The 25,399-nt window shown below is 36.7% G+C and carries 24 protein-coding genes and 1 tRNA gene; 13 read left to right on the top strand and 12 right to left on the bottom strand.

The features are described 5' to 3' along the window. Positions 1 to 25 precede the first annotated feature (25 nt). The 3 genes from A9Q93_RS07015 to purN all read right to left on the bottom strand — a co-directional run bounded on the left by A9Q93_RS07015 (position 26) and on the right by purN (position 1,773). Positions 26 to 664, bottom strand: coding sequence for a DUF5025 domain-containing protein (locus tag A9Q93_RS07015; protein ID WP_303686672.1), 639 nt, complete (start codon positions 662 to 664; stop codon positions 26 to 28). A gap of 63 nt (positions 665 to 727) precedes the next feature. Next, positions 728 to 1,210 carry a ribonuclease HI gene (gene rnhA / locus A9Q93_RS07010; protein WP_303686671.1) on the bottom strand — a complete coding sequence of 161 codons (483 nt, stop codon included), beginning with the start codon at positions 1,208 to 1,210 and terminating at the stop codon, positions 728 to 730. After that, positions 1,210 to 1,773 (bottom strand): phosphoribosylglycinamide formyltransferase, encoded by a 564-nt coding sequence (gene purN, locus A9Q93_RS07005; protein WP_303686670.1) that lies wholly within the window; start codon positions 1,771 to 1,773, stop codon positions 1,210 to 1,212. The genes rnhA and purN overlap by 1 nt, the downstream gene beginning before the upstream one ends. A gap of 153 nt (positions 1,774 to 1,926) precedes the next feature. On the opposite strand from purN, the gene A9Q93_RS07000 reads away from it, so the two are divergent. The 5 genes from A9Q93_RS07000 (at position 1,927) to pyk (ending at position 6,342) form a co-directional block, all read left to right on the top strand. Next, entirely contained in the window at positions 1,927 to 2,163 is a 237-nt protein-coding gene (locus A9Q93_RS07000) for an acyl carrier protein (RefSeq protein ID WP_015361896.1), read from the top strand. Positions 2,164 to 2,252: 89 nt separating this feature from the next. After that, positions 2,253 to 3,500, top strand: a complete 1,248-nt coding sequence (fabF, locus tag A9Q93_RS06995; RefSeq protein ID WP_303686669.1) for a beta-ketoacyl-ACP synthase II — start codon at positions 2,253 to 2,255, stop codon at positions 3,498 to 3,500. A gap of 18 nt (positions 3,501 to 3,518) precedes the next feature. Next, on the top strand, positions 3,519 to 4,253 hold the full coding sequence (gene rnc, locus A9Q93_RS06990) for a ribonuclease III (RefSeq protein WP_303686668.1): 735 nt from the start codon (positions 3,519 to 3,521) through the stop codon (positions 4,251 to 4,253). Between the two features lie 170 nt (positions 4,254 to 4,423). Continuing rightward, the gene (locus tag A9Q93_RS06985; RefSeq protein WP_303686667.1) at positions 4,424 to 4,912 is read left to right on the top strand and encodes an IPExxxVDY family protein; all 489 of its coding nucleotides are present in this window, start codon (positions 4,424 to 4,426) and stop codon (positions 4,910 to 4,912) included. Further along, positions 4,912 to 6,342 (top strand): pyruvate kinase, encoded by a 1,431-nt coding sequence (pyk, locus tag A9Q93_RS06980; RefSeq protein WP_303686666.1) that lies wholly within the window; start codon positions 4,912 to 4,914, stop codon positions 6,340 to 6,342. Before A9Q93_RS06985 ends, pyk begins: the two co-directional genes overlap by 1 nt. Before the next feature lie 68 nt (positions 6,343 to 6,410). Here the strand turns inward: pyk and A9Q93_RS06975 are convergent, their stop codons facing one another. After that, a complete protein-coding gene (locus A9Q93_RS06975; protein WP_303686665.1) occupies positions 6,411 to 6,914 on the bottom strand; it encodes a PAS domain-containing protein in 504 nt (167 codons plus the stop codon). A gap of 56 nt (positions 6,915 to 6,970) precedes the next feature. Continuing rightward, a complete protein-coding gene (gene dinB, locus A9Q93_RS06970) occupies positions 6,971 to 8,059 on the bottom strand; it encodes a DNA polymerase IV (RefSeq protein WP_303686664.1) in 1,089 nt (362 codons plus the stop codon). A 56-nt stretch (positions 8,060 to 8,115) separates the two neighbouring features. Between dinB and A9Q93_RS06965 the strand changes: the two genes are divergently transcribed. Both A9Q93_RS06965 and A9Q93_RS06960 read left to right on the top strand, forming a co-directional pair. Continuing rightward, positions 8,116 to 8,784, top strand: coding sequence for an NAD-dependent epimerase/dehydratase family protein (locus A9Q93_RS06965; RefSeq protein WP_303686663.1), 669 nt, complete (start codon positions 8,116 to 8,118; stop codon positions 8,782 to 8,784). A 366-nt stretch (positions 8,785 to 9,150) separates the two neighbouring features. Beyond that, on the top strand, positions 9,151 to 9,615 hold the full coding sequence (locus A9Q93_RS06960; protein WP_303686662.1) for a CYTH domain-containing protein: 465 nt from the start codon (positions 9,151 to 9,153) through the stop codon (positions 9,613 to 9,615). Between the two features lie 4 nt (positions 9,616 to 9,619). On the opposite strand, the gene A9Q93_RS06955 is transcribed toward A9Q93_RS06960, so the two are convergent. The 4 genes from A9Q93_RS06955 to A9Q93_RS06940 form a co-directional block, all read right to left on the bottom strand. Further along, complete coding sequence (locus A9Q93_RS06955; protein WP_303686661.1) at positions 9,620 to 10,363, bottom strand: hypothetical protein; 744 nt, start codon at positions 10,361 to 10,363, stop codon at positions 9,620 to 9,622. A gap of 140 nt (positions 10,364 to 10,503) precedes the next feature. After that, positions 10,504 to 12,873 carry a penicillin-binding protein 1C gene (gene pbpC / locus A9Q93_RS06950; RefSeq protein WP_303686660.1) on the bottom strand — a complete coding sequence of 790 codons (2,370 nt, stop codon included), beginning with the start codon at positions 12,871 to 12,873 and terminating at the stop codon, positions 10,504 to 10,506. An 803-nt stretch (positions 12,874 to 13,676) separates the two neighbouring features. Then, a complete protein-coding gene (locus A9Q93_RS06945) occupies positions 13,677 to 14,459 on the bottom strand; it encodes an NAD(P)H-binding protein (protein ID WP_303686659.1) in 783 nt (260 codons plus the stop codon). Beyond that, positions 14,449 to 16,866 (bottom strand): M28 family peptidase, encoded by a 2,418-nt coding sequence (locus A9Q93_RS06940; RefSeq protein ID WP_303686658.1) that lies wholly within the window; start codon positions 16,864 to 16,866, stop codon positions 14,449 to 14,451. The genes A9Q93_RS06945 and A9Q93_RS06940 overlap by 11 nt, the downstream gene beginning before the upstream one ends. A gap of 361 nt (positions 16,867 to 17,227) precedes the next feature. Here A9Q93_RS06940 and A9Q93_RS06935 point away from each other — a divergent pair, with 361 nt between their 5' ends. The 4 genes from A9Q93_RS06935 to aat all read left to right on the top strand — a co-directional run bounded on the left by A9Q93_RS06935 (position 17,228) and on the right by aat (position 19,894). After that, positions 17,228 to 18,079, top strand: a complete 852-nt coding sequence (locus A9Q93_RS06935; RefSeq protein WP_303686657.1) for a flavin reductase family protein — start codon at positions 17,228 to 17,230, stop codon at positions 18,077 to 18,079. Between the two features lie 3 nt (positions 18,080 to 18,082). Further along, a complete protein-coding gene (locus A9Q93_RS06930) occupies positions 18,083 to 18,457 on the top strand; it encodes a DUF3127 domain-containing protein (protein WP_303686656.1) in 375 nt (124 codons plus the stop codon). A gap of 132 nt (positions 18,458 to 18,589) precedes the next feature. Continuing rightward, complete coding sequence (locus A9Q93_RS06925) at positions 18,590 to 19,039, top strand: GNAT family N-acetyltransferase (RefSeq protein WP_303686655.1); 450 nt, start codon at positions 18,590 to 18,592, stop codon at positions 19,037 to 19,039. Between the two features lie 207 nt (positions 19,040 to 19,246). Further along, positions 19,247 to 19,894 carry a leucyl/phenylalanyl-tRNA--protein transferase gene (gene aat / locus A9Q93_RS06920; protein ID WP_303686654.1) on the top strand — a complete coding sequence of 216 codons (648 nt, stop codon included), beginning with the start codon at positions 19,247 to 19,249 and terminating at the stop codon, positions 19,892 to 19,894. A 61-nt stretch (positions 19,895 to 19,955) separates the two neighbouring features. On the opposite strand, the gene A9Q93_RS06915 is transcribed toward aat, so the two are convergent. The 3 genes from A9Q93_RS06915 to A9Q93_RS06905 all read right to left on the bottom strand — a co-directional run bounded on the left by A9Q93_RS06915 (position 19,956) and on the right by A9Q93_RS06905 (position 23,520). Beyond that, a tRNA-Asn gene (locus A9Q93_RS06915) sits at positions 19,956 to 20,029 on the bottom strand. A gap of 107 nt (positions 20,030 to 20,136) precedes the next feature. After that, positions 20,137 to 21,513 (bottom strand): RIP metalloprotease RseP, encoded by a 1,377-nt coding sequence (rseP, locus tag A9Q93_RS06910; protein WP_303686653.1) that lies wholly within the window; start codon positions 21,511 to 21,513, stop codon positions 20,137 to 20,139. A gap of 66 nt (positions 21,514 to 21,579) precedes the next feature. Further along, entirely contained in the window at positions 21,580 to 23,520 is a 1,941-nt protein-coding gene (locus A9Q93_RS06905; RefSeq protein ID WP_303686652.1) for a M1 family aminopeptidase, read from the bottom strand. Between the two features lie 94 nt (positions 23,521 to 23,614). On the opposite strand from A9Q93_RS06905, the gene A9Q93_RS06900 reads away from it, so the two are divergent. Both A9Q93_RS06900 and A9Q93_RS06895 read left to right on the top strand, forming a co-directional pair. Continuing rightward, a complete protein-coding gene (locus tag A9Q93_RS06900; protein WP_303686651.1) occupies positions 23,615 to 24,301 on the top strand; it encodes an SCO family protein in 687 nt (228 codons plus the stop codon). 100 nt (positions 24,302 to 24,401) lie between these two features. After that, positions 24,402 to 25,334 (top strand): DUF3078 domain-containing protein, encoded by a 933-nt coding sequence (locus A9Q93_RS06895; RefSeq protein WP_303686650.1) that lies wholly within the window; start codon positions 24,402 to 24,404, stop codon positions 25,332 to 25,334. Positions 25,335 to 25,399 lie beyond the last annotated feature (65 nt).

The raw sequence follows: 25,399 nt of genomic DNA, 5'->3' as shown, positions 1-25,399 counted from the left end.
GGCAGCCATTATTATGAGCAGCCTTTTAGTTAAAAGTGGTTTGTAATATTGTTATTGAGTTAATGTCAAATCGTCCTTTGTTAATTAAAACAGTGTCTTGTGGATTTAGAATGTTAGTCAACTTAGCATTAAAGGTTCCAGAGATGATATTACCGTTTACTGAATCTAAAAGCAGTTCCTCAATATAAATGTTTCCAGAATTGTCATAAGATGTGTAAAACGCCTGCTCATCAGTAAGAGGACTTTTGGTTGTACAATGAATGTAAGAATTGTTGTTACCATCTAAACTTCGTAAACCATTTGATGTGTTTACTTCATAAATACCTTCACCAGATAATAGTAAATCCTCAACATGAATTATGAAGGTTCTAGCAACATTAGTTTTGAAATCATGGCTTTCAAACTCTATATTATTTGTTTCAGATCGCAAAACCCTCAAACCTCTATTTGCTATATTAATTGAGGTGTTCCCATCCCTAGGTCTAAAAAACTTGCCATCGATTAAACAACCAAATGTGTTTTCTCCTGTCATGGTAATGGGTGGTAATAAACTTTCTTGAGATGGTGCGTCGTCGCTGTCGCAGGCAATTAAAAGTATTGAGAATAGTATCAAACAGATTCCACATCGAGTGCGGAATGACAAGTGATCAAGGAGGTTTTTCATAATAAATGATTTAGAACTTTACAAAGATCTTCTGTCTAAATAAGTCTTTTGAATATAATAAAACTAAAACAATCCTTTCTCTGCCGTTTCAAAACCCTCGTCAACTAAGTGTTTACTTTTATCTAGTGCTGCATTTACGGCAAGAGCATCACACCTTTCATTTATGGGGTGATCGTTATGACCTTTAACCCATTGCATTTTAGGTTGTGTGCGATTGTAGATTTTAATAAACCGTTTCCAGAGATCTGGATTCTTCACGTTTTTCCACTTGCGTTTGATCCATCCTGCAATCCAGTTTTTATTTACCGCATCACTCACGTAACGGCTGTCAGTAAAAACAGTGATAGCAACTTCATGATCTGGTTTAATTTTTTCTAATGCTTCAATAACCGCTAGTAGTTCCATGCGATTGTTAGTCGTTTTACGATACCCTTGAGAAAATTCTTTTTTAAAATTTTTTCCCACCGCAATCATTACAATACCATAACCACCTGGTCCAGGATTACCTCTAGAAGAACCGTCTGTATAAATATGTACTTGATCCATTATTTTAAAAGTTGAGCAATGACTGTAGGATAATGTTCATGTTCTAATTGATGAATTTTACTCGCGAGATCTTCGGCAGTATCATTTTCATCAATTTGACAAGTTGCTTGCTTAATGATCGCACCTTCATCATAATTTTCATTTACATAATGTATGGTAATACCGCTTTTTTGCTCTTTATTTTCAATAACTGATCGATGTACATTCATACCATACATTCCTTTACCACCATAATTAGGCAATAATGCAGGATGAATGTTAATAATTTTATTAGGATGGTCTTCAATTAAAAAACTTGGAATTTTCCATAGGAATCCTGCTAGAACGATCAAATCAGGCTGTTCTTGCTTTAAAATAGATTGTATTTGTCCCGCTTTCGCGAAAGCGTACCTATTAAAACTCATTGCTGGAATACCTGCTAGTCGTGCTCTTTCTAACACATGTGCTTGTGGTTTATTAGATAAAACTAAAGAAATTTGCACCTCATTAGAACTATTATATTTATCTATAATTGCTTGAGTATTAGTACCGTTACCGCTGGCTAAGATTACTATTTTCTTCATATAAATTAATGGCAAGCTTGTTGTAAAGCCTCGAGTGAGTTAGTTAATTAAATAAAATAAATGAAATTGCAAGTTAACTCAAATGACTAAAACGTGGTTTTAATCCAAAGTTTGTTATTTTTGCGATTCATTTAAAATTAAAACAAGATTATTATGTCAGACATTGCATCAAGAGTAAAAGCAATTATCGTAGACAAATTAGGTGTTGACGAGAACGAAGTTGTAACAGAAGCAAGCTTCACAAACGACTTAGGCGCAGATTCACTCGATACAGTTGAGTTGATCATGGAATTTGAAAAGGAATTTGATATCCAGATCCCAGATGATCAAGCAGAGAACATTGCAACTGTAGGTCAAGCTGTTTCGTACATAGAGGAAGCAAAAGCGTAATACTATTCTGAGCTTAAAAATATCTTAAGAATCATTATATTGATTTTTTAAAGGTATTTTTAAGCTCTTTAAGTATAAAGTAAAATTACATGGAATTAAAGCGAGTTGTCATTACAGGAATGGGTGCCCTTACTCCTATAGGGAATAACCTTGAGGAATATTGGGAAGCATTAAAAGCTGGTAAGAGTGGTTGTGCTCCTATCACATATTTTGATACAGAACATTTTAAGACAAAATTCGCTTGTGAGGTCAAAGACTTTAAAGTCACTGACTTTATAGACCGTAAGGAAGCTAGACGCATGGATCGATTTGCCCAGTACGCACTGGTTGCAGGTGATGAAGCGATAGCAGACTCTGGACTTGATATAGACGCCATCGATAAATTTAGAGTAGGTGTTATATGGGGTGCAGGAATAGGTGGTCTAGAAACTTTTCAGGAAGAGGTAAAATCATTTGCTGCTGGTAATGGTACGCCACGATTTAACCCTTTCTTTATACCTAAAATGATTGCAGACATCGCGCCAGCTCATATTTCTATCAAATATGGTTTTATGGGTCCTAATTACACGACCGTATCTGCTTGTGCTTCTAGTGCAAATGCGATGCTCGATGCTGTAAATTATATAAGATTAGGACATTGTGACGTTATAGTGACAGGTGGCTCTGAAGCTGCAGTTACTCAAGCAGGAATGGGTGGTTTTAATGCCATGCATGCTTTATCTACTCGCAATGAGAATCCAGAAACTGCAAGTCGCCCTTTTGATGCGACTCGTGACGGTTTTGTACTAGGAGAAGGTGCTGGAGCCTTAGTTCTAGAAGATTATGAATATGCAAAAGCTCGTGGAGCAAAAATCTATGCTGAGGTTATAGGTGGTGGCTTCTCAAGTGATGCATATCATATTACTGCGCCAGATCCTGAAGGTCGTGGTGTTATCGCAGTAATGAAAAATACATTACAAAACGCAGGTATTAATCCTGAAGATGTAGATCACATTAATACTCATGGAACTTCTACACCGCTAGGTGACGTTGCAGAGTTGAAAGCCATTAAAGCGGTTTTTGGTGATCATGCACCTAATATAAGTATCAATTCTACTAAGTCTATGACTGGTCACCTTTTAGGTGCTGCAGGTGCAATTGAGTCTATTGCAAGTGTTATGGCAATTAATGAAGGTATTGTGCCACCTACAATTAATCACAACACTGTAGATGAAAATATTGATCCTTCCTTAAGATTAATTCTCAATGAACCTGAAAAACGAGAAGTTAATGTTGCATTGAGTAACACTTTCGGTTTTGGTGGTCACAACTGTTGTATTGCTTTTAGAAAGATCTAATCAGGTCTTTTCCTATTTATGAATAGAATTCGCAAAATATTCAAATCTCGAAGTACTGTTCATACTAACGAGCAATTATTTAATGCTATAAAGTCTATTACTGGTTTAAAGCCTAAGGATATCTGCCTCTATGAAACAGCATTTACACACAAATCTATGGGGCTCAAAACTGACATGGGTTATGCTAAAAGTTATGAGCGATTAGAATTTTTAGGTGATGCTATCCTAGGAGCGGTTATTGCTGAGTATATTTTTAATGAAGTCCCTAGTGGCGATGAAGGCTATTTGACAAAAATGAGATCTAAAATTGTAAGTCGTGAGCACTTAAATGAGTTGGGTCAAGATTTTGGTCTCATAAAATATGCAAAAACTCAGGTGCCTACACGCAACTTTGGAGCAAATATTCATGGTAACTTATTTGAAGCTTTAGTAGGAGCTGTATATCTAGATAGAGGCTATGTAACATGCAAGAAGTTTATTTGCAAAAAAGTAGTAGAGCCATACGTAGATATTGAAAAGCTAGAAGGAAAGGTTATATCTTATAAAAGTTTACTTATCGAGTGGTGTCAAAAGCATAAAAAGAAATTTGACTACAACACTTACGAAGATTCTGGTGCAGACGATGTAAAACACTTCTCTGTAAAACTTACCATAGATAAAAAAGTAATTTCTAAAGCTAGAGCTACTTCAAAAAAGAAAGCTGAAGAAAAAGCAAGCAAAAGAGCTTACTTTGCTTTACAGGACAAATTTTAATTGCTCCATAAGAGACGTAATTCTCTAAATCAAACCTGACTTTTTGCGAAATCAGAAAATTAAAGTATAAACTACTATCGTTTTCGTAAATATTTACCTTTATTTAAAGTTAATGCGTAATGAGATTGCTTTGAGTATTCTTAAATTAGCAAGGTTAAAGAGGATAAAGAATGGCCATTCACAAACTAGCAGATTGGGAATTAGAAGACGAGCCATATATTTTAATTGCGATACATTCTACGCTAGAGCCATATAGAATGGCTTATCTTTTAAACAAGCATTTGCTTAAGAGTTTTAGTAGGTGTACAAAAGATCAAGATATAGTGGAGCCAGCTTACACCGCAAATTATCCTGTTTATAAATATTTTGACCAGGAACAAAATGCACCTCTTTATTTGATACCAAATAAATATTGGGGAACAGCAACTCATCAACCTATAACGTCTAGTTTGTTTGATAATAATGAGTCTATAAAAGTAAAAACTGTCCTAATCAAAGAATATGGTACTGTAGATTTTTTACTCAAAATCGAGAAAGAGGAAGATGTTTTTCCGCTTAAAAAAATGATAAATTCCATTGGGGAAATACCCCAAGTTATAAGTGTCTATCAAATAGATACCTTTAAAATTAAACAACAAGATTATTTAATATTTGAATAATGCCAAACACTAAAAAAACTAAAATCGTCGCGACATTAGGTCCGGCTACTTCAAAAAAAGAAGTATTGCTGGATATGATGAAAGCTGGCGTTAATGTATTTAGAATCAACTTCTCCCACGCAGATCATGACGCCGTTAAAGAACGCGTGCAAATGATACGCGACTTAAACAAGGAACATGGTTTTGCGACAGGAATTCTAGGAGATCTTCAAGGGCCTAAACTTAGGGTAGGTGTCATGAAAGAAGAAGTAGTCGTACAGCCTGGAGACCAAATTACTATTTCTACTGGTGAGCCGTTTAAAGGTACTGCAGAGCGTGTCTATATGAATTATGAGCACTTTCCTAGAGATGTTAAAGCAGGTGAGCGTATTCTTTTAGATGATGGGAAATTAATGTTTGAAGTAATCTCTACTGATGGAGAGAAAGACGTTGTTACTAAGGTAATTCAAGGTGGTCCATTACGCTCTAAAAAAGGAGTCAACTTACCTCAAACAAATATTTCTTTACCTGCCTTAACTGAGAAAGATGTAGTCGATGCAAAATTTGCTTGTGAGTTGCAAGTAGACTGGATGGCACTTTCATTTGTGCGTCATAGTAGAGACTTAATTGAATTGCAAGATTTAATTAAAGAACACTCAGAAAATAAAATACCGATCATTGCTAAAATCGAGAAGCCAGAAGCCGTAGAAAATATCGATAAGATAGTTGCTTATTGTGATGGACTTATGGTTGCTCGTGGTGATTTGGGTGTAGAAATCCCTGCACATGAAGTACCATTGATTCAAAAGCAATTAGTTCTTAAAGCAAAGAAAGCTCGTATTCCTGTTATCATCGCAACACAAATGATGGAAACAATGATTACCAGTCTTACTCCAACTAGAGCCGAAGTAAATGACGTTGCAAACTCCGTAATGGATGGAGCGGATGCTGTGATGCTTTCAGGAGAGACTTCTGTAGGACAGTATCCAGTTCAGGTGATAGAAAAAATGGCAAGTATTTGTAAAACAGTAGAGAATAGCAATTTGATATCAGTGCCTCACTCTGCACCGCATATTAAAACGAAGCGTTATATAACTAAATCTGTTTGTTACCACGCTGCAAAAATGGCCGATGAGATGAATGCTAAAGCCATCACAACCATGACTAATTCTGGTTACACAGCATTTCAAATAAGTGCCTGGAGACCAGACGCTCATATTCTTACTTTCACCAGTAATGAACGCATACTCACACAGTTAAGTTTACTCTGGGGAGTTAAGGCCTATTTGTACGATCGTTATGTAAGTACGGATGAGACAATTGAAGACGTAAATAAATTTGCTAGAGAAAAAAGATTTGTAGAAAAAGGAGATTTCTTGATCAACTTAGTTTCTATGCCAGTTGCAAACCACGGTATGGTAAATACCCTACGCGTCTCAGAGGTAGAATAACAAGCTACACGCTAATGAAAAAATAGAACCGTTTACATTCATTGTAAGCGGTTTTTTTATTTTAGACTCTAAGCGTAATATTCACTTTCAAAGGCAATAAAATGAGAAAGGTTACCAGTTCCATCATAAATAGGAAAACTGTGAATCTCGCAGCCATAACTAGTGCCATCTTTAGTATAATTTACTAGCCTACTATGAAAAGGTACTTCTTCATCAATAGCAATTTTTAATAAAAACTTACTATCCTCGTTTGTATCAACACCTTGCAATATGCTAGGTCTATTACCTACCATTTCTTCTGCAGTGTAACCAGTCATGTCATAAATATTTGAAGATGCAGCGCAAATAGTTAAGTCTTTATCTGCTATGACGATGCTGTAATTTTTAAAATGCGAAAACCCATCAATAAAGTATTTGAAATGCCAGTTGCATTCTTGAGCAATACAGTCTATATCTTCCATAAGATTTTTATCAAGATCCCAAAGTAGCTTCTTGACCATTTCCCAAGGTAATAATGGAGTAGACTTAAGTTCGTTATGAATAATGGTGAATTGAGAATCTTTTAACTGCATAATTCTCAAAGGTCTATAATTTGAAGTTTAATTTCAGCATAAGATTTGTTAATATTTTAGAACGAAAATCCTAATTGAACTTCAACAAAATCACTTTCTTCCTCTTCGCCAGTATTTAAATTACTAAGTGTAATGCCTAGTAGGCGTACGCTTTCGCGAAAACTTTCTTGCTCCATAAGCTCTATAGCAGTATTTAAAATTGTCTGCTTATCGCGTATGAAATATGGCAATGTTTTACTCCTAGTCTGCGTTTTAAAGTCTCGATATTTGATCTTAAGCGTGACTGTTTTCCCTGATACATCAGATTTTGCAATGCGTTTTTCAATCTCTTCAGCAATTTGAATCAGTCGCTCTTTCATGAAAACTTCGCTCGATATATTTTCAGAAAAAGTGCGTTCTGCGCCAAGAGATTTTCTTATTCGATCTGGTTTTACAGGACTTTTATGAATACCTCTTACAATTTTGTAATAATGACTACCACTTTTACCAAAGTTCTCTACTAAAAACTCTAGAGACTTTCTTTTCAGATCCTTTCCAGTAAATATGCCAAATTGATACATCTTCTCTGCAGTAACTTTCCCTATTCCATGAAATTTGCGGATTTCTAGTTCTTCTAGAAACTCAATAATCTCTTCGGGCACGATCGTTTTCTGGCCGTTAGGTTTGTTATAATCGCTAGCAATTTTGGCAATGAATTTATTCACTGATATTCCAGCGCTTGCTGTAATTCCTGTAGTCTCATAAATGCGTCTTCTTATTTCATATGCAATAATCGTTGCGCTTGGGAAATCATACTTATTCTCTGTGACATCTAGATAAGCTTCATCTAAGGAAAGCGGCTCTACAAGATCTGTATAATCATGAAAAATCTCTCTTATCTGCGCAGATACCTTTCGGTATCTATCAAATCTGGACTTAACAAAGATGAGATCTGGACACAAACGTTTTGCAGTAACACTAGGCATCGCACTGCGCACGCCGTATTTGCGAGCTTCATAACTAGCCGCTGCCACAACACCACGATCACTGCCGCCACCTACGGCAATAGGTTTGCCTCGCAAGTCTGGATCATCATGCTGCTCTACAGATGCATAAAACGCATCCATATCTACATGTATAATTTTTCTATCTGCCAGTTCATGCATGCTTCAAAATTACTACCTTTCACAAAGAAAACGATATACATTAACATACTTCTCAAATGGGTTTTACAGCAATAATCATTGGCGCAACAGGTTTAACAGGTGGCGTTTTATTAAATCAGTTATTAGAAAATTCTAGATATGATAAGGTAGTTACGCTTTCGCGAAAGCGAATTGAAAACAATCACCCAAAACATAAGAATTACATCGCAGATTTATTTGATCCTACAACTTATGAGGAACAATTAAAAGGCGATCATTTATTTATTTGTACAGGAACGACGCAAGCCAAAACACCTGATAAAGAAACCTATTATAAAATTGAACACGATTTACCACTACAAGTTGCTGAAGTGGCTTTAAAAAATGGTGTAGAAAAAGTAATTGCTATCTCTGCATTAGGTGCCAATCCTGATAGCCGCTTTATATACAATCGTGGCAAAGGAGCAATGGAACGAGACATAGAAGCATTAGGATTTACCGAATCCTACTTTGTACAGCCAGCTTTAATAGGTGGCACCAGAGAGGAAAAACGATCCTTTGAAAGTGCCTGGAAAAAGTTTCAAAAACTCATTGATCCACTACTAATAGGATTTCTGAAAAAATATCGTACCATAGAACCAAAAACAATCGCAAAAGCAATGATTTATATAGCTGTAAATGGATATGATAAAGTACGGATTGAGAGCGATGAATTAAAAGAGATCGCTATAAGTCACCAATCCTAGAAATTTGCCTAAGCGAATTATCTGGGATCTCATTAACATGATCGCATTTGTTATTAAAAACAAGATCTAGACGATGTCAACAAGAATAGTGAGCATATCAAATCTCAAAATTTTTATCTTCTATTAGTAGTATTTCCCTTCAGATGAAGGGAAAACAGGTTGGCGTCGACAGAGGCACCGCCGATGGAGCAACCAAAAGGGTTTGACGCCATGCTGAAAACCTATCAAAACAGATTTACAAAAGAAATAGCAGATCCCAGATGAATTTGGAATAAGCCGTTCGTACTTATTAAGATTATGAAACGTTAAATTTTGCGGGATGACAATCCTCACAAAATCATATCTTGCATAACAATTGAACAACCCATGACAGAAATAGAACGCAAATTCCTTCTCAAAACAATCGATTTCCTAAAAGACAAAACAGGAAAACGAATCACGCAAGGATATCTTACTACAGATCCTGAAAGAACTGTACGCGTGCGATTAAAAGGCGATCAAGGTTTCTTAACTATAAAAGGAAAATCAAACGACAGCGGTTTATCTCGTTATGAATGGGAAAAAGAAATTACTACTCAAGAAGCTGAGGAACTTCTGCAACTCTGTTTACCAGGTGTAATCGATAAAACCAGATATGAAATTCAAATAGAACAACATATTTGGGAAATAGATATCTTTCACGGAGAAAACAACGGCCTTAACCTGGCTGAGATCGAGTTGAAGTCTGAAGAAGAATCATTCTCGCTACCAGATTGGATCGGTCAAGAAGTAACAGGAGATAATCGTTATTATAATTCTTATATAAGTGAGAAGCCTTTTTGTGGGTGGTAAATATTTAATTACTTGGTCTTTTAAAAAAAGGAAATATCTGAAAAGTAATACCGGCTTGATGTCCTTTCTGTTCCCATTCTCCCGAGGCAGTAACGCCATTAGAATTTTCATAAGTAAACTCTCCAAAGTATATAGGAGTAAAAGAATACGAATAAAAAGCACCTAATCTCATTTTAGTCTTAGTAGGTAAATCATATTGTAAACCTAAGGCAAGACTTGGTCTTATTATGCGATTGCGGTCAACAGTATTTAATCTATAAGAATAACCATTTAATGAATTTGAACCACCTATACCTGACCTACCTTCGTCATCAAATAAAGTGAAATTAATCTGTGGAGCTATCATCCCATGTAAAGACTGGCTTTTGTTCAAGGCATAAAGAAATTGACTTTCAAAAATAAAATAAACAGTTCCATTACCAGTTAATCTTCTAGAAAAAACTTGTTCATCAAAATCTGGATCATTAATAGTATAATTAATAATATCTTTAGACCAATCAATAGAGATGTTGTAATTATAATTCCATTTTTTTTTAGTTGCTACATCATAACTTAATCCTAGCCTAAATGTCCTGTAATTTTTATGTTGCCAATCAAGAACAGCTGGCGTAAAGTCTCTTTCAAAACTATTGGTTTGTGAATAGTTTATTTTTACCCCTATATTTTCTATTAACGATCTTTCTTGCGCTTCTGAAAAAAAAGCAGCGAGTAATATACTCGCTGCAATTAGGTTTTTAATTTTGTGCATTTATTGTAACATTATTTTATCGGTTCTATTGACACTCCATCCGTGAATGGATTTAGTCATGAATTATAAGAATTTAATTAGTTTTTAAATTTAAATAGTTAATTTTTATAAACAATAAGTATAAGTACCCAATTTATTACTTACTCAAAAACCACATAAATACGCACATCATTTCCATCTTCATCAACTGCAGTAATTAATCGTTTTCCTTTTTTACCAGAAATGGCTAGTTCATGAAAGTTTTTAGTAGCTCCTAAAAACTCATTGTCTAGATACCAAAAAACCTCTGTGTCGCTTTTCTTATGAGCAATTTCAAAAATGGCGCTGTTTTGCTCGCCTTCCACATTTTTAGTTAAAGTAATTGTGGTATTGTGTTTTGGTTTTATAAAACGCATTACATCATCTGTGGAAGGCACACAATCTGCTCTGTAATCTGGTAATGGTTGGTAACTAGGGTTGGCTCTTGAATAATAGTAGGACATGACTGGCGGCAACGTGAACCACGACTGTGTAATTATTTGTGATGCTGGCTCGCAATCGGCATTTACTTGATAGGTTTTTGTAGCGTCTAGATTTATGGATTTATGGAACGGACACGAAGCGAATTTTTCCCCTATTGCTGGAATATATTGGTTGATAGGTTCACACAATGGTGTGGCGAGATAACCAGATTGCTTGCAGGTTTGAACTTCTAGCATATTGTCATAAGGTGGCGCAAACCATTGTTGCGTGGGTAATCGATTGAACAAATCAAAAAGTACTGGCGCGGCGCTGTCTATTCCCGTCATTTCGGCACGTCCTTCTCCGTCGGCATTTCCCGTCCAGACGCCTATGATGTATTTAGGTGTCACGCCTATCGCCCATGCATCGCGATTTCCAAAACTTGTTCCTGTCTTCCAGGCGATTTCTCTGTCTGGATTAAAGAAGTGCCAGATTTCTTCTCCTTCTGGTCTGTTTACCTTTTTCATCGCTTCAAATGTGTGGTAAATGCTTCCTGCACCATAGATGAATGGTTCTAATGACCAGCTTATTTCTTTATTGTTTGATGGTTGTTCCGCTTTCGCGAAAGCGAGATCCACACTATTATCGAGATAACTCAACCTATTCATAATATTAGGATCGTACTGACTGCTGTTTTCTGTATAAAGCTCTAAGGTTTTGGCCATTCCTAAATAGGCGCGGCTCATATCCCAAAGGCTGCTCTCGCCGCCACCAATAATCAGACTCAATCCGTAAGTTCCTGCGCCGCGATTGAGATGAGAAAGTTTTAAATCTTGTAACTTATTGTAAAATCGTGGTACAGTATGCTCTCGTAGCAGTCGCACTGCTGGAACATTTAAAGACCTGGATAAAGCTTGAGAAGCAGGAATTGCTCCTGTATATTTTTTATCATAATTCTCTGTAGAAAATCCGTCAATTATAGTAGGTGTGTCTTTTACTAAGCTATGAGGTAATAATTCACCATCATCCAGCATCGCAGCATATAAAAAAGGCTTCAAAACACTACCTGTAGAACGTGGCGCAGTGATAATATCTACATCTTTACTGTGTTCTCTGGTAGTAGGTGCGTTTCCTACGTAAGCAGCAACGGTTTGGGTTTCTACGTCCAGAACCAGCATGGCAAGATTGTTTACTCCGTTTTGTTGCAAGACTCTATGATGATTTTTTACAATACGGCTCACTGTTTCTTGCATCTCATAATCAATACTGGTGCGCAGTTTTTTGGTACCGTATTCCTTGTTAGCTCTTTGCAACAAATGCGGCGCCAGTTGCGGTACTCTAAAATCTTGAGTCGGTACGTTTTCAGAAATAGCGAGTTCGTAATCCATTTCTGTAATAATGTTTTCTTCTTTTAATTTAAGTAAGACTTGATCACGTTTTTCTTTAAGTAGACTTTCTCGCTTTCCAGGATAGACCAATCCTGGCGCATTAGGCAAAACGGCAAGCGTAGCACTTTCTGCCCAACTGAGTTCATGTGGTTTTCTTCCAAAATAACGCCACGCCGCCATATCCAGACCGATCACATTGCCGCCGTAAGGTGCATGACTAGCATAAAGTTCTAAAATCTCTTCTTTAGTAAGCCGAAACTCCAAACGTGTTGCCCAAATAAGCTCTATAAATTTCTCGTAGTATTTACGTTCTTTCTTACGTGCCAGCCGGATCACTTGTTGTGTAATCGTACTTCCTCCACGGACCACTTTTCCTGCCGAAATATTATCTACCAATGCCCTTCCTATAGAAACTGGATTGAATCCTGGATGACTGTAAAAATGTGCATCTTCATATTGCAACAAGCTTTGTTTGTACCGATATGGAACAGAATCTACCGCAGGAAAACGCCACTGTTCATCTCTAGCAATGTGTGCATCGAGCAGCCTGCCATCTTTACTTTCTATTACTGTAGAATAAGGAACATCAAATAATTTTTCTGGTAAACACACTGCATACCAAATGAGTAAAACCGTTAGGACGCTGAGTTTGATCTTATGTTTAAAAAGAAACTTTTTCACTGCTTGAATCTACGGATTCTTTAATTGTTTAAAACAGTTGGTTGCAATAATAATTGTCTTTTTTGAAAACTTCTTGCTCCTGTTACTTTTTCGCATTGCTCCAAAAAGTAACCAAAAAGATCTAGGCTATGGAACACCTGTCTAAAAATTTCATTCATTGCGCTAAAGAAAAATAAAACTATTTTGATTTTACAAACTGCTGAAAAACTAAATGTTTTTTTTGAAAACATCATCTTTTAAAAGCATCAACAATTTTTCTTTTTACCGCTTCACTCATTTCATTTTTAACGACAGACTTTCCAATACCTTTTTAAAACATTACTTGAAAAACAGGTAATCTTGGACAAATTATGCTGAATTGTCGAAGTGTAAAGAGATTTGGAATCGACAGCGACAAACAAAAAGGGTATAATGCAATACGGCTTATTCTTTAAATCAAGAATTCAGACCAGTTCAATCATCAAGAACAGATTTAGACAATGCCAATACAAACAGTTGGCATGTCAAACCTTATAAACTATGAAAATTCGAAGCATTTACCTTCAGAAGAAGGGAAAGAGATTTGGTAGTGACAGCGACAAATGAAAAGGGTTTGAAACGATGCTAATACTTTTCTGAAAAACAAAATTTTGAAATATTTCTAGCAGCGCAAACCCCTTATTTAATTCTTAAACGAATTAAATTTTCCCCTTTGAAATAAAGGGGAAAGCTTTTAGTTTGCGATTCAAAAAAAAGAATTGATAAAAATTATTCAGACTTAGAAGTTTTACTTTCATTAAAATATACAAAATAAATGACTCCTCTTATGATGATTTAATCATTGAAACAATCTTCTTTCCAACACTAGTTTTATCCTGTTCAAAAATAGGAGCTTCTAACCCAAATTCTTCTGCGGTTTTTTGATAATAAACTTTGCGGTTTGCATGAGGTTCACTGATGGCATGAATCACTGGAGCGTCGATTTTACCAGCAATCACGTTTTGGATGATTTTATTCACATGATCTCGTGATACAAGATTCACGGGCGCATCTGGATTTTTGATTCCGCTTTTACCAGCTAGCATTTTAATAGGATGGCGATCTTCTCCTATCAAACCACATGGTCTGATAATAGTAGATTTTTGTGCCATCTTTTGTATTCCTTCTTCGGCTGCGATGATTTTTTTACCACTGTTGCTGGTAGCGTTAGGAATAGAATGTTCGTCATAAGATGGAATGTCTTCTCGATCTTCAAAAATTGAAGTTGAAGAAATAAAAATGACATGAGGTATTTCATAGACCTGCACAAATCGCATCAACATTCTCATGCGGTAGGCAAAATTACTCTCTGGATTCTTACGCAATCCTGGTGGAATATCAATAACGAGTTTATCCAGATGTTCTAGAAAACCTTGTAAATCACCATAGATTTTATCTTCAGTAAGATCTATTTCAAAAGCTTGAATACCATTTTGCCTAAGCTTTTCTAATTTTTCTTGAGATCTAGACGTACCTCTTACTTGATAATTTTGCTTTTTTAACTTTAACGCAAGGTCGTAACCTAACCAGCCACAACCTAAGATACCGATTGTTTTCTTACTCTGCATTTGGCTCAGCTAGTTCGTAGGTTACCTCATCATTGGGTTGTCTGAAATCTTTTGATAGTTTTACCGTGCGTTTTCTCAACACAGCATCGTTTAATACAAAAGGCATTGACATATGATCTAAAGGTCTTTGTGAGACATTAAATTGCTCTTGTTCTAGTAGATCAAATGACGCTGCATAGATGATGATTTCAGGCTCTGTTGCCGCATCAAAAGTTAGTTCCATTTCTAGTGGTGCATTATTTTTCACGTAGTAGCTTAAGAATCGGTTGCCCCATCTGTTTGCAAAGGGCTTTTTAGGTTTACCGCTAGGCTCGATTTCTAATCCGTTTACCATTGCTTTTTCAAAAACATATTTAGAGTCTGCAAAAACTTCATATCTATGCACATCGCTCTCACTGGAGACCTTAAACTTAACTGTACGTAAATCATTTACTGTAGCATCTGCAACTAATTCCAGAGCTACTTCAGGTAAGTCTTGATAGATGGTTTTCGCCGCATAAGTGAATCCTGTTCCGTATTTTGAATCTATGGAGTTGGCATTTAATTCTTTGGCAAGTTGTGGTTTTTCGCCCAGTTTTTCCTTGGTCCAATCTGACAATGCACGATCATAGGTTGCCCATTGTGCGGTCTGGTCGTCTTGATTTTGAACGTAGATCAAGCTGGTAGGTTTGGGTTGGGTTTGTGAAAATTCCGCTTTCGCGAAAGCGAAACACAAACAAGTTATGGTAACCAATAAAGAAGCAAAAGATAGTAACCCTTTCTTGCGGTAATGTCCTAAAATAGGAACAAGCAAGCCGAATAATAGCGTGCTTAAAACGGCAGCAACAAAAAGAATACTCATACCCAAAGCCACTGGAAAGGCTTTTATAAATGGTGCGAAAACAAAAATCGCAGGAACAGCAAGGAGTAATAGTAAAACGTAGCTAGGTCGTTTATGATAAATATTGAGCCATAACATGATCAATCCAGCAAATAGCGGAATCAAAAAGAAACCTGCGCCGCCTAAATAAACATCTGGAATTAAACCACCATCGCCTACTGGAAAGGCTATTGCGACACTTATGATCCATAACAAGATCAAAGGTGCGACACTCAAACTAGCAATGCGATCGCGATGGTAAAATTTATGATACAAGAAAAAACAAATGGTGACAGCAGCAAAAGCAGATGCTGCAAGAAGCCAGTAACCGTTATAAGGAAAACCATGCAGCTGATCTATGTAAAATTCACCAGTCTGGATAGCTTCCCAACCGTATTTGCTCAATAAAAAACCGATAATTAAACTACCAAGGAATGGAATAAAACCACCGAATAAATATTTTGCAGTAATACGTCTTTTACGGATTCCTAAAATGATCAAAAATAAAAGCAATACACCACTAACTATGATCATGGCAGCCAGCCAGCTGAATGGAAAACTGACCATTTTAACTAATGGCAATGGAAAGTAAACCAGATCATCTCCTTGAGCTACCATCACTCGATCTGTCATATCCAGATTGCCGAAATGATTTAACAACGGCATTAAATATGAGCCTTGATGTGCTAGTGTATTGCGGTCTAATCGCTCATAGCTGTCCAGTTCCGTATGGTAATCATAATGATCTCCTATAAAAGCAAAGTTGAGACCGTTGATATCACCATCTTGTCTGAAAATAGTCAAGTCAGTATCGTTAGGAATCATTTTGTAGATGCTATAAGCGAGCGAATTTGCCACAGGATAATCTGTTCCAGCCGCCATGAACTCTTCCATTATTTTGCGGTTACCACCATTTGTTTCTACCAGGACATAACTTGGTCCACCGCTACCACGAGCTTCAAAATTGAGTACAAAACCTACGTTTTTTGCCCATGGATGTTTGTTTACAAAAAGGCTGGCGCCATTTAATCCTAGCTCCTCACCATCGGTAATGCAGATAATGATATCGTTTTTAGGAACTTTGTTTACAGCTAAGTAAGCTCTTACTCCTTCTAGAATTGTTGCCACACCACTACCAGCATCGCTTGCTCCTTTACTAGAATGCGGATCACTATCGTAATGTGTTAGTAATACCAAAGCTTTATTTCCGGACTCAGAACCTTTAATACGAGCGAGAATATTTTCTGGTTGAGACATGTTACCATTCCAGCTGATGTCATAACCTTTTTGAGTGGTGACATCCAGTCCCATTTTTTTAAGCTCTGTTTCAATGTATTTTTTTACATCATTATGAGCATCACTACCTATATAATGAGGTTGTAGAGAAATAGCTTTCACATGATCTAGTGCACGAGCTGTAGACCATTTAGTTTCTGGGACATGATCCTTCAAATCCGAAGAAGGTGTCTGGCTATGAAAAGCATACCAAATCATTACTATTAAAACTAGAAAAGATGCTGCCGAAGAAATGTGAGATTTAGGTCTCATGGTTTGGAGGTTTTATGGAAGATGGGAAAGTTAAACAAAATGAAGATGAAATAGAAATTGAACTTGAAGATGGAAAAATCACCAACTAATTGAGGACTGATTTTAAAAATGATAGGTTTAGATATATATTCCAGCACTGCAAAACCTTTCCGTCTTTGCCTCTACCGAGTCAAATCCACCTTTCCTTTTTTAAGGAAAGGAGTTTTTATTTTGATATCTAGTGAGCGCTTAGAAATTGATCACGAGAGAGATTCTAGCAAATCCTGCATTGAGTGCGGAATCTTCATTACAGATTTTACGACAGCAGCATTCTCAACTTCTCAATTAAAATCTTACCTTTGTAACTTACTAAAATCACAGCTTGAAACTCAATCCTAAAGACATAGAAACGGCTCAACTTCACAGTATTATGCTAGGAGCGGTGCAGCCGCGTCCTATCGCTTTTGCTAGTACAATAGATGAGAATGGAAAGGTGAATTTATCGCCATACTCTTTTTTTAATGTGTTTAGTGCAAATCCGCCAGTGATGATATTTTCTCCTGCTCGACGTGTGAGAAATAATACGGTAAAGCATACTTTATTGAATGCAAAAGCTACTGGAGAAGTGGTTATCAATATAGTAAATTACGACATCGTTCAACAAATGTCTTTGTCAAGCACTGAGTATGCCGAAGGTGTGAATGAGTTTGAAAAAGCTGGTCTTACTGCGATAGCAAGTGACATCGTCGCACCGCCAAGAGTAGGAGAAAGTCCAGTTCAATTTGAATGTAAAGTAAAAGATATCGTAGAGCTGGGTCAGGAAGGTGGCGCTGGTAACCTCATCATTTGTGAAGTGGTTATGGTTCATGTAAATGACAAGGTTCTTGATGCTGATCATAAGATCGATCCCTTTAAAATTGATACGGTAGCAAGAATGGGTGGCAACTGGTATTGTCGCTCTAAAGATGCGATGTTTGAGGTAGCAAAGCCGCTATCTACATTAGGTGTAGGCGTTGATGCGTTACCAGAACATGCTAGAAATAGCGATATACTTACAGGAAATGATCTTGGTAAGTTAGGAAATATTGAAAAGATCCCAGAGAAGGAAGAAGTGTTAGCTTTCGCGAAAGCGGAACAATTATTCAACCTCTCTACAACAGATAAACATAACGGAGCAAAAGAGCTCATCGCAAGAGGAGAAATCCTGAATGCGTGGAATTATTTATTATTATAGACTATGGAAGTACAAGGAAAAATTAAACTAATAGGAGAAACGAAAACTTACGGAGCAAACGGTTTCCAGAAACGCGAGCTTGTTGTAACTACTGAAGAGCAGTATCCGCAGCACTTGATGATCGAGTTTGTACAGGATAAAACGAGCTTGCTTGATGCATTCAACGTAGGCGAACCTGTAAAAATAGGAATCAACTTAAGAGGTCGTGAGTGGCAATCTCCACAAGGAGAGACGAAATACTTTAACTCTATCGCAGGATGGAGAATTGAAAAAGTAGGTGCAAGCGCACCAGCTGGAGCTCCAGAAGTACCACCATTTGATGAGTATGAACCAGTTTCTAACTCAAAGAATGAAGATCATGATGATTTGCCTTTCTAGGAATATTTTTTAGTAAAGAATTGTTAGTTACTAACTCGTCTTCGACAAGCTCAGACTGACAAAGATGAATATTTAAAGCAGCAAGTTTTCTTGCTGCTTTTTTGATAACTAGAAAACAGTAACTTTTTAAACATGCTTCAACTCAAACGCGTCACATCACAAAACAAAGATTTCCAGCAACTGGTGAAAGATCTCGATGCTTTTCTAGCTGTGACGGATGGTGACGAGCATGATTTCTATAACCAGTTTAATAAAATTGAAGGATTACAGTATGTAATAGTTGCCTATTTAAACGAGGTTGCAGTAGGTTGTGGCGCACTACGACCATTTGATAAAGAAACCATGGAAGTGAAACGCATGTTTACTTTAGTTGATTATCGAGGTAAAGGAATCGCATCACAAATTCTTACAGAACTAGAAAGTTGGTCTCTTGAGTTGGATTATAAAAAGTGTGTTTTAGAAACTGGAATACGCCAGGCTGAAGCGATTGCTCTTTACGAGAAAAATGGCTACAAATTGATTCCTTGTTATGGACCGTATTTGAATGTAGAGAATAGTAAATGCTTTGGCAAAGAATGGTAATATTACTTTAGTGTCTTTAAGGCACCTTTGTTTTGATAAGAGTTCTTAAAATAAAAATCCCGACTTTCTCAAGATCGGGATTTCGTTTTCAATAGGTTGGTCCTCAAACAAACTCAAAAAAAGCAATGATGAAATAAATTTAAATTTGAAGACCATTCAAATATTGTTAATTTTGAGGGCTTTTCCAAACATAATCTACTATTTCTCTTGTATTTACTAGACGAGTCTTTGTTTTTTCCTGACCCTAACGTTACTCCAGATCATGGACTTGCTGCCATAGGTGGTGATTTAAGTGTTGAACGGTTGTTACTGGCTTATAATTCAGGCTATTTTCCTTGGTACAATGATGGAGAGCCTATTTGCTGGTGGAGTCCAGATCCTCGTATGGTGTTTGATTTGAAATCTGACCGACCTATGCGTATAACTAAATCCATGAGGCAAAGCAAACGCAACCGAGGTTATGAGATAAGAGAAAATACTTGTTTTACTGATGTGATGAAACATTGTGGCATGGTAAAACGCAACGATCAAGATGGTACCTGGATTAATAAGGATATGCTTGATGCCTATTCAAAGCTTCATGAATTAGATCATGCAAAAAGTGTAGAGATTTTTAAAGACAATGAATTGGTCGGAGGATTATACGGTATTGATATTCCTGATAAAAAAATATTTTGTGGAGAAAGCATGTTTTCGCTAGCCACTGATGCCAGTAAAATAGCTTTTATGCATCTGGTAGAGAAGTTACAGCAACTCGATTACCATCTAATAGATGCACAAGTTTATAACGATCATCTAGCAAGCTTAGGTGGCGCAGAGATGGATCGAGAGGTGTTTCTAGATTATTTGAAGTAACGGTTCAATTTGAAACATTATCGAGCATAAAAAATCCCAACCATTGCTGATTGGGATTATGCTCCTCTTCTTGGGCTCGAACCAAGGACCCTCTGATTAACAGTCAGATGCTCTAACCAACTGAGCTAAAGAGGACTGTGATATACACAAACTCAAGCTATTTGCTTAAGCGATGGCAAATTTAATACGTTTTTTATTTATGGCAAACTTTTAAGAGAAAAATATTACTTAAAAATCATAAATTATCCGAATAGGGCTTTAAATAAGTCGTTTCCATTTGCATAGAGCATCAGTGATAACAATATTACTATTCCTATAATCTGTGCACGTTCTAAGAATTTATCTCCTGGTTTACGACCAGTAATGATTTCATATAGCAAAAACATAACGTGTCCACCATCCAAAGCTGGAATAGGCAGGATATTCATAATCGCTAGAATAAAAGAGATAAAAGCCGTAGTTGCCCAGAAAGCTGTCCAGTCAAAAGTATCTGGATATAACTTTGCAATCGTACCGAAACCACCCAGCTGGCTCGCACCTTTTGCCGTAAAAACATACTTAAACTGAACGATGTAGTCGTGCATGGTCCAGTAGCCTCTTGAAATACCTGCAGAAATACTTTCAGAAAAAGAGTATTGTTTGCGAGTAACCTGCGCATACTCCTTCTCAGTAGGCTTTTTGATAATTCCTAAAACCTTAGGCTCGTCCACTTCTTTGGTAAAGAAAAAGAATGACTTCTTTTCAATGGTAGAAAAAGTAACTTCTTTATTGTAACGCTCGCCATTGTATTCCCATACCACTTCAAACGGTTCTTCATGCTTCACTTTATGATTCATCGCATAACTATAGTCTGTATTATATTCAATAGGGTATCCAGCTACAGAGATAATTTTAGAACCATCTTTAACACCTATTTTATATGCTTTAGAATCTACAGCTACAGAATCTACAGTAAATGGTACTCGAGCTTCTAATGAAGTGGAAACTCCAGCCTCAAACATCTTGCTGCCTATATCTTCAGGAATTGTAACTTCTACTTGCTCACCATTTCTTAAAACAGTTACAGTTTCAATGTCTCTAAATATAAGTTTTTGATTTAATGATGGAGCAAAATCTATAGTGTCTTGATCTATTAGCAATATTTGATCTCCTTTTCTAAAACCTACATCTTCTAATGTTTCTGGAAATCCAAAACCGTATTTAAAGTCGGCACCGTTTGCTTCATTGGTACCGTTATAGGCAATAAGACCTATGTAAATCACAAAACCTAGAACTACATTTACAATCACACCACCTAACATAATAATCAAGCGCTGCCATGCTGGTTTAGATCTAAATTCCCATTCTTTAGGTTCTTGAGCCATTTGTTCTTTATCCATGCTCTCATCGATCATTCCAGAGATCTTCACATAACCACCTAGCGGTAACCATCCTATACCGTAAACGGTTTCTCCTATTTTCTTTTTGAAAAGAGAATATTTTATATCAAAGAATAGATAAAATTTTTCCACTCGTGTTTTAAAAAGTCTAGCAGGTATAAAATGCCCCAGCTCATGAAGAACAATAAGCAAGGAAAGACTCATTAAGAAATTTATAATTAGAACAACCGTAGGGTGCATATGTGTTTATTTTAAGAGTCGCAAAAATAGGTCATTCACGACAGTTTGCATAATAGGTTAAGAGTTTTACAACACGACCAGCTTCTCTGTAAAAATCCCCTTGCTAGTAGTAAGTTGAATTAGGTACATACCACTCATTTTTGGAGTTGAAAATATCATGTCAGAATAATTTGAAAGCTCAGGAAAGTGTTCCTCTATTAATCGTCCATTTAAATCGAATATTTTAACTTGATTCACCTCTATATTTGAGGAAGTTATTTGAAAAGAATCTTGTGCAGGATTAGGAGCTATTTGAAATTCCGCTTTCGCGAAAGCGGCACTAGTACCTAAGGTAGTGTTGTTATTTTTACTTATCGTTTCTACATCTGGATCGATCTCAATAGTTGCAGCAATAAAAGGAATACTCACATTAAAGTTCTCGTTATTATTATCAATAGGCAACATAAAGTGTTGCTCTTGACCGTTGATACCAGTAATTTTTATGGGAAGTTGCACTTCAAACAAATTGACCGAAGGATGGCTGGTGAACTGCTGGTAAACAATATTCACACCGTTAGGTTCTTGCCTCCATTCAATATGGTGTTCTGGATAGCCTTCTCCATAGATCCAATCGTTAAAAAACTCGGTCAAATTCTCGCCGCTCGTACTTTCGGCAATGGCCTTAAAGTCGGTAGTTACAGCGTAATCAAATGCCAGTTGTGGATCATCAAGATAATCTCTAAGTGTCTGATTAAAGTTCGTCTCACCTATTTTCTTGCGCAACATATGCAATACCATCGCTCCCTTGTTGTAAGAAAGATTATCATTAAAAACGCGTCCCACATTCAATGTGTCTTGAGCGGTTACATAAACACTACCGCTGGTAGGAGTTGTTGCTCGATTATTTGCATTTACGCGCCAGTTTTTAAAAGCAGCAGCACCGTCTAAATGCTCTACTGTCATTCCTGTCAGGTAGGTTGCAAAACTCTCATTGAGCCATATATCTTGCCAGCTACCGCATGTCACTTTGTTGCCAAACCACTGGTGTCCTAACTCGTGAGCGATCAATCCACGATTAAAACTTCCCATGAAGCTAATAGTCGTATGCTCCATGCCGCCGCCCCAACCGAATTGCGCATGACCATACTTTTCATTTCTAAACGGATACGGTCCAAAGCTACTTTCAAAGAAATTCATGATAGGAACGGTAACGGCAGTACTTGCCTGCGCGGTAACAAGATCTTCTGGATAAACATAATTATCTATAGGAAAAGCCGTTGCGCCACTACCTACTGTATCTGTATATTTTATATAGTTAGTAACCGCGATAGCGATGAGGTATGCTGGAATGGGGTATTTATGCATCCATCGGTAACGTTTTCCTGTAGTTGTTGAGGTTTCAGATATTAAAAGACCGTTAGAAACACCAGTGTTTCCCGCTGGTGTGTTTAAAATGACCTCAGTCACATCAATTTTATCGTTGAGGTCTTGCTTGCATGGCCACCAGGCTTTTGCTCCATAAGGCTCAGAAAGTGTCCATATAATTCCTGCATTGTTATGTGTAGTTTGTGCAAAACTCCCAAAACCACTAGATATTGGGTTACCACTATAGGTGACACTTAAGCTGTCTAAAATTCCATTACTTTGAATGGCAGGTAGATCAATAACCAGCTCGTCATTTCCGTTATTTCTGAAATTAAGAGCAACACCTCTTTGTGTGACCTGGCTAACTGCCATATTAGATGCTAGATCAAAAATCACCTCATCGATATCGCCTACTGCTTCAAAATGAGAGGTTACAGTTCCTGAGATTTGCGCTACGTCTGGATCAATGTCTAATTCTAGACGCACATATTTCAAATCATAGTTTGCTGTAGATTGATTCACCGTTCTCATTTCTGGTTGTATAAGCGCCGCTTTTAATAAACAGGCGTCCACTCCTGGTTGTGAAGATGGTGATTGTTGAGATTCCGCTTTCGCGAAAGCGAGAACAAAACCCACAAATAACAACCATTTGAAATACTTCATTTACGACCGATTTTTAGTAAGGAAAGTTACGAAAGCTTCACCAATATAATGCGAGCTGATAATTAGGTCGTAATTTTGTAAAAAAGTATCACAAATGCTGCAATTCTTAGATAAAAACAAATGGCGTATTCTGTTCATGGTTATTTTGTGTGGTGGTATTTTGGCATCATTTCAATATGCACTTACACCAGAAAAAACCTTGCCTATAAGACAACCAGATGAATTTGATCCATCGCTGGTAGATGACTCTATGCTTTTTGTCAAAAAATACCATAAAATCGCTCCATTTGAGCTGGTCAATCAAAATGGTGATACCATAACGCAAGATGATTACACTGGTAAAATTTATGTAGCAGATTTCTTTTTTACTACTTGTCCTACTATTTGTCCTGTTATGACAAAGAATATGATGCTGGTTCAAGAAGAGTTTAAAGATGATCCAGAAGTTATGATTCTTTCTCACAGTGTGACACCAGAAATAGACTCTGTAGAGGTTTTAAAAAAGTATGCAGTGAAAAAAGGTGTGCTGGATCACAAATGGAATTTGGTCACTGGCGATCGCAAGCAAATTTATGATCTTGCCCGTAAATCATATCTTGCCGCTAAGGAAAACAAATATGGTGGCGAGTACGCACTTGTGCATACAGAAAACTTTCTGCTTGTAGATAAAGAAGGAAGATTGCGTAGTCGTTCCTATGATGGTACTGATGCAGAAGATGTTGAAAAACTCATCGAAGATATCTACATTTTAAAAGACATGTATAAAAGACAGCGCGATTGATCTTAATAAAAGGTTGTTGATCGTTATTATTGCTAACTTTTTAATTCTTTCTTAGATTATAATAGGGTTAATTACCTTTGTTGCATTAATTAATTCTATTATGAAAAAAATATTACTATCTCTTGTGATACTATTCACTGCTAGTATTGCAATGGCACAAACTGAGGCTGAATTAAAAGCTTTAAAAAAGACTAAAACAGATTCTATTGCACAAATACAAGCACGTGCAAATGCTATTCAGGCTAAAATTGATGCGCTTCCTGGATGGAAGAAAGGTGCCTTCGGTACAGTAGGTGTTAATTTATCTGAGTTTAGTAACTGGTATTCTCAAGGAAGTGCAGACGTTTCTTCGGGAAACATTGCTCTTATCGCAAATGCCTATGCAAACTTGAAACAACCTAAGTACTTCTGGAGAAATTCATTAAACATTAATTTAGGTTGGGTAAAATTTGACGATAAAAACGACCCAACTGATGATGATAGTTTTCAGGAAGCTACTGATGTTTTCAATATTTCATCTCTTTATGGTTACCGTTTGAATGAGAAGTTAGCCGTGTCAGCTCTAGGAGAATATCGCACGACTCTATTGAATAATTTTAATGATCCTGGTTATTTAGACCTTGGAGTCGGTGGTACTTGGACGCCTACAGACAACTTAGTTGTTGTTGTACATCCTTTGAACTACAATTTTGTATTTGCTGATGATGATACAGTCTTTAACTCTTCTCTAGGTGCAAAAGTAGTTGCAGACTATACACGCAGCATAGGTAAAATCAGTTTTAAATCAAATCTCTCCATGTTTTACAGCTATGAAAGTAGTGACCTTTCTAACTATACGTGGATCAACTCCTTTGGTTATACGCTATGGAAAAATATCGGTATTGGTTTTGAATTTGGTTTAAGAGGTAACAAGCAAGAAGCGCTTAATTTTGCTAATAACAACTTAGCACCTATGGCAGACCCTTTTACGTTTGAAAATGTAGATAATGAATTGCAGTCCTATTATTTGATAGGTGTGAACTACAAATTCTAAAAGAACTATTCTAATCAAATTGAAAAGGCTTCTCATTGTTGAGAAGCCTTTTTTGTTTTGGTCAA

It is taken from the genome of Nonlabens dokdonensis (assembly GCF_002162835.1).
GTDB lineage: Bacteria > Bacteroidota > Bacteroidia > Flavobacteriales > Flavobacteriaceae > Nonlabens > Nonlabens dokdonensis_B.
This window is presented reverse-complemented; position numbering and strand designations above follow the sequence as displayed.

Bases quoted from the DNA above. Each gene is read 5' to 3' on its own strand.
- A9Q93_RS07015 (WP_303686672.1), bottom strand. From the start codon at position 664: ATGAAAAACCTCCTTGATCACTTGTCATTCCGCACTCGATGTGGAATC.
- rnhA (WP_303686671.1), bottom strand. From the start codon at position 1,210: ATGGATCAAGTACATATTTATACAGACGGTTCTTCTAGAGGTAATCCT.
- purN (WP_303686670.1), bottom strand. From the start codon at position 1,773: ATGAAGAAAATAGTAATCTTAGCCAGCGGTAACGGTACTAATACTCAA.
- A9Q93_RS07000 (WP_015361896.1), top strand. From the start codon at position 1,927: ATGTCAGACATTGCATCAAGAGTAAAAGCAATTATCGTAGACAAATTA.
- fabF (WP_303686669.1), top strand. From the start codon at position 2,253: ATGGAATTAAAGCGAGTTGTCATTACAGGAATGGGTGCCCTTACTCCT.
- rnc (WP_303686668.1), top strand. From the start codon at position 3,519: ATGAATAGAATTCGCAAAATATTCAAATCTCGAAGTACTGTTCATACT.
- A9Q93_RS06985 (WP_303686667.1), top strand. From the start codon at position 4,424: ATGGCCATTCACAAACTAGCAGATTGGGAATTAGAAGACGAGCCATAT.
- pyk (WP_303686666.1), top strand. From the start codon at position 4,912: ATGCCAAACACTAAAAAAACTAAAATCGTCGCGACATTAGGTCCGGCT.
- A9Q93_RS06975 (WP_303686665.1), bottom strand. From the start codon at position 6,914: ATGCAGTTAAAAGATTCTCAATTCACCATTATTCATAACGAACTTAAG.
- dinB (WP_303686664.1), bottom strand. From the start codon at position 8,059: ATGCATGAACTGGCAGATAGAAAAATTATACATGTAGATATGGATGCG.
- A9Q93_RS06965 (WP_303686663.1), top strand. From the start codon at position 8,116: ATGGGTTTTACAGCAATAATCATTGGCGCAACAGGTTTAACAGGTGGC.
- A9Q93_RS06960 (WP_303686662.1), top strand. From the start codon at position 9,151: ATGACAGAAATAGAACGCAAATTCCTTCTCAAAACAATCGATTTCCTA.
- A9Q93_RS06955 (WP_303686661.1), bottom strand. From the start codon at position 10,363: ATGCACAAAATTAAAAACCTAATTGCAGCGAGTATATTACTCGCTGCT.
- A9Q93_RS06945 (WP_303686659.1), bottom strand. From the start codon at position 14,459: ATGCAGAGTAAGAAAACAATCGGTATCTTAGGTTGTGGCTGGTTAGGT.
- A9Q93_RS06940 (WP_303686658.1), bottom strand. From the start codon at position 16,866: ATGAGACCTAAATCTCACATTTCTTCGGCAGCATCTTTTCTAGTTTTA.
- A9Q93_RS06930 (WP_303686656.1), top strand. From the start codon at position 18,083: ATGGAAGTACAAGGAAAAATTAAACTAATAGGAGAAACGAAAACTTAC.
- A9Q93_RS06925 (WP_303686655.1), top strand. From the start codon at position 18,590: ATGCTTCAACTCAAACGCGTCACATCACAAAACAAAGATTTCCAGCAA.
- rseP (WP_303686653.1), bottom strand. From the start codon at position 21,513: ATGCACCCTACGGTTGTTCTAATTATAAATTTCTTAATGAGTCTTTCC.
- A9Q93_RS06905 (WP_303686652.1), bottom strand. From the start codon at position 23,520: ATGAAGTATTTCAAATGGTTGTTATTTGTGGGTTTTGTTCTCGCTTTC.
- A9Q93_RS06900 (WP_303686651.1), top strand. From the start codon at position 23,615: ATGCTGCAATTCTTAGATAAAAACAAATGGCGTATTCTGTTCATGGTT.
- A9Q93_RS06895 (WP_303686650.1), top strand. From the start codon at position 24,402: ATGAAAAAAATATTACTATCTCTTGTGATACTATTCACTGCTAGTATT.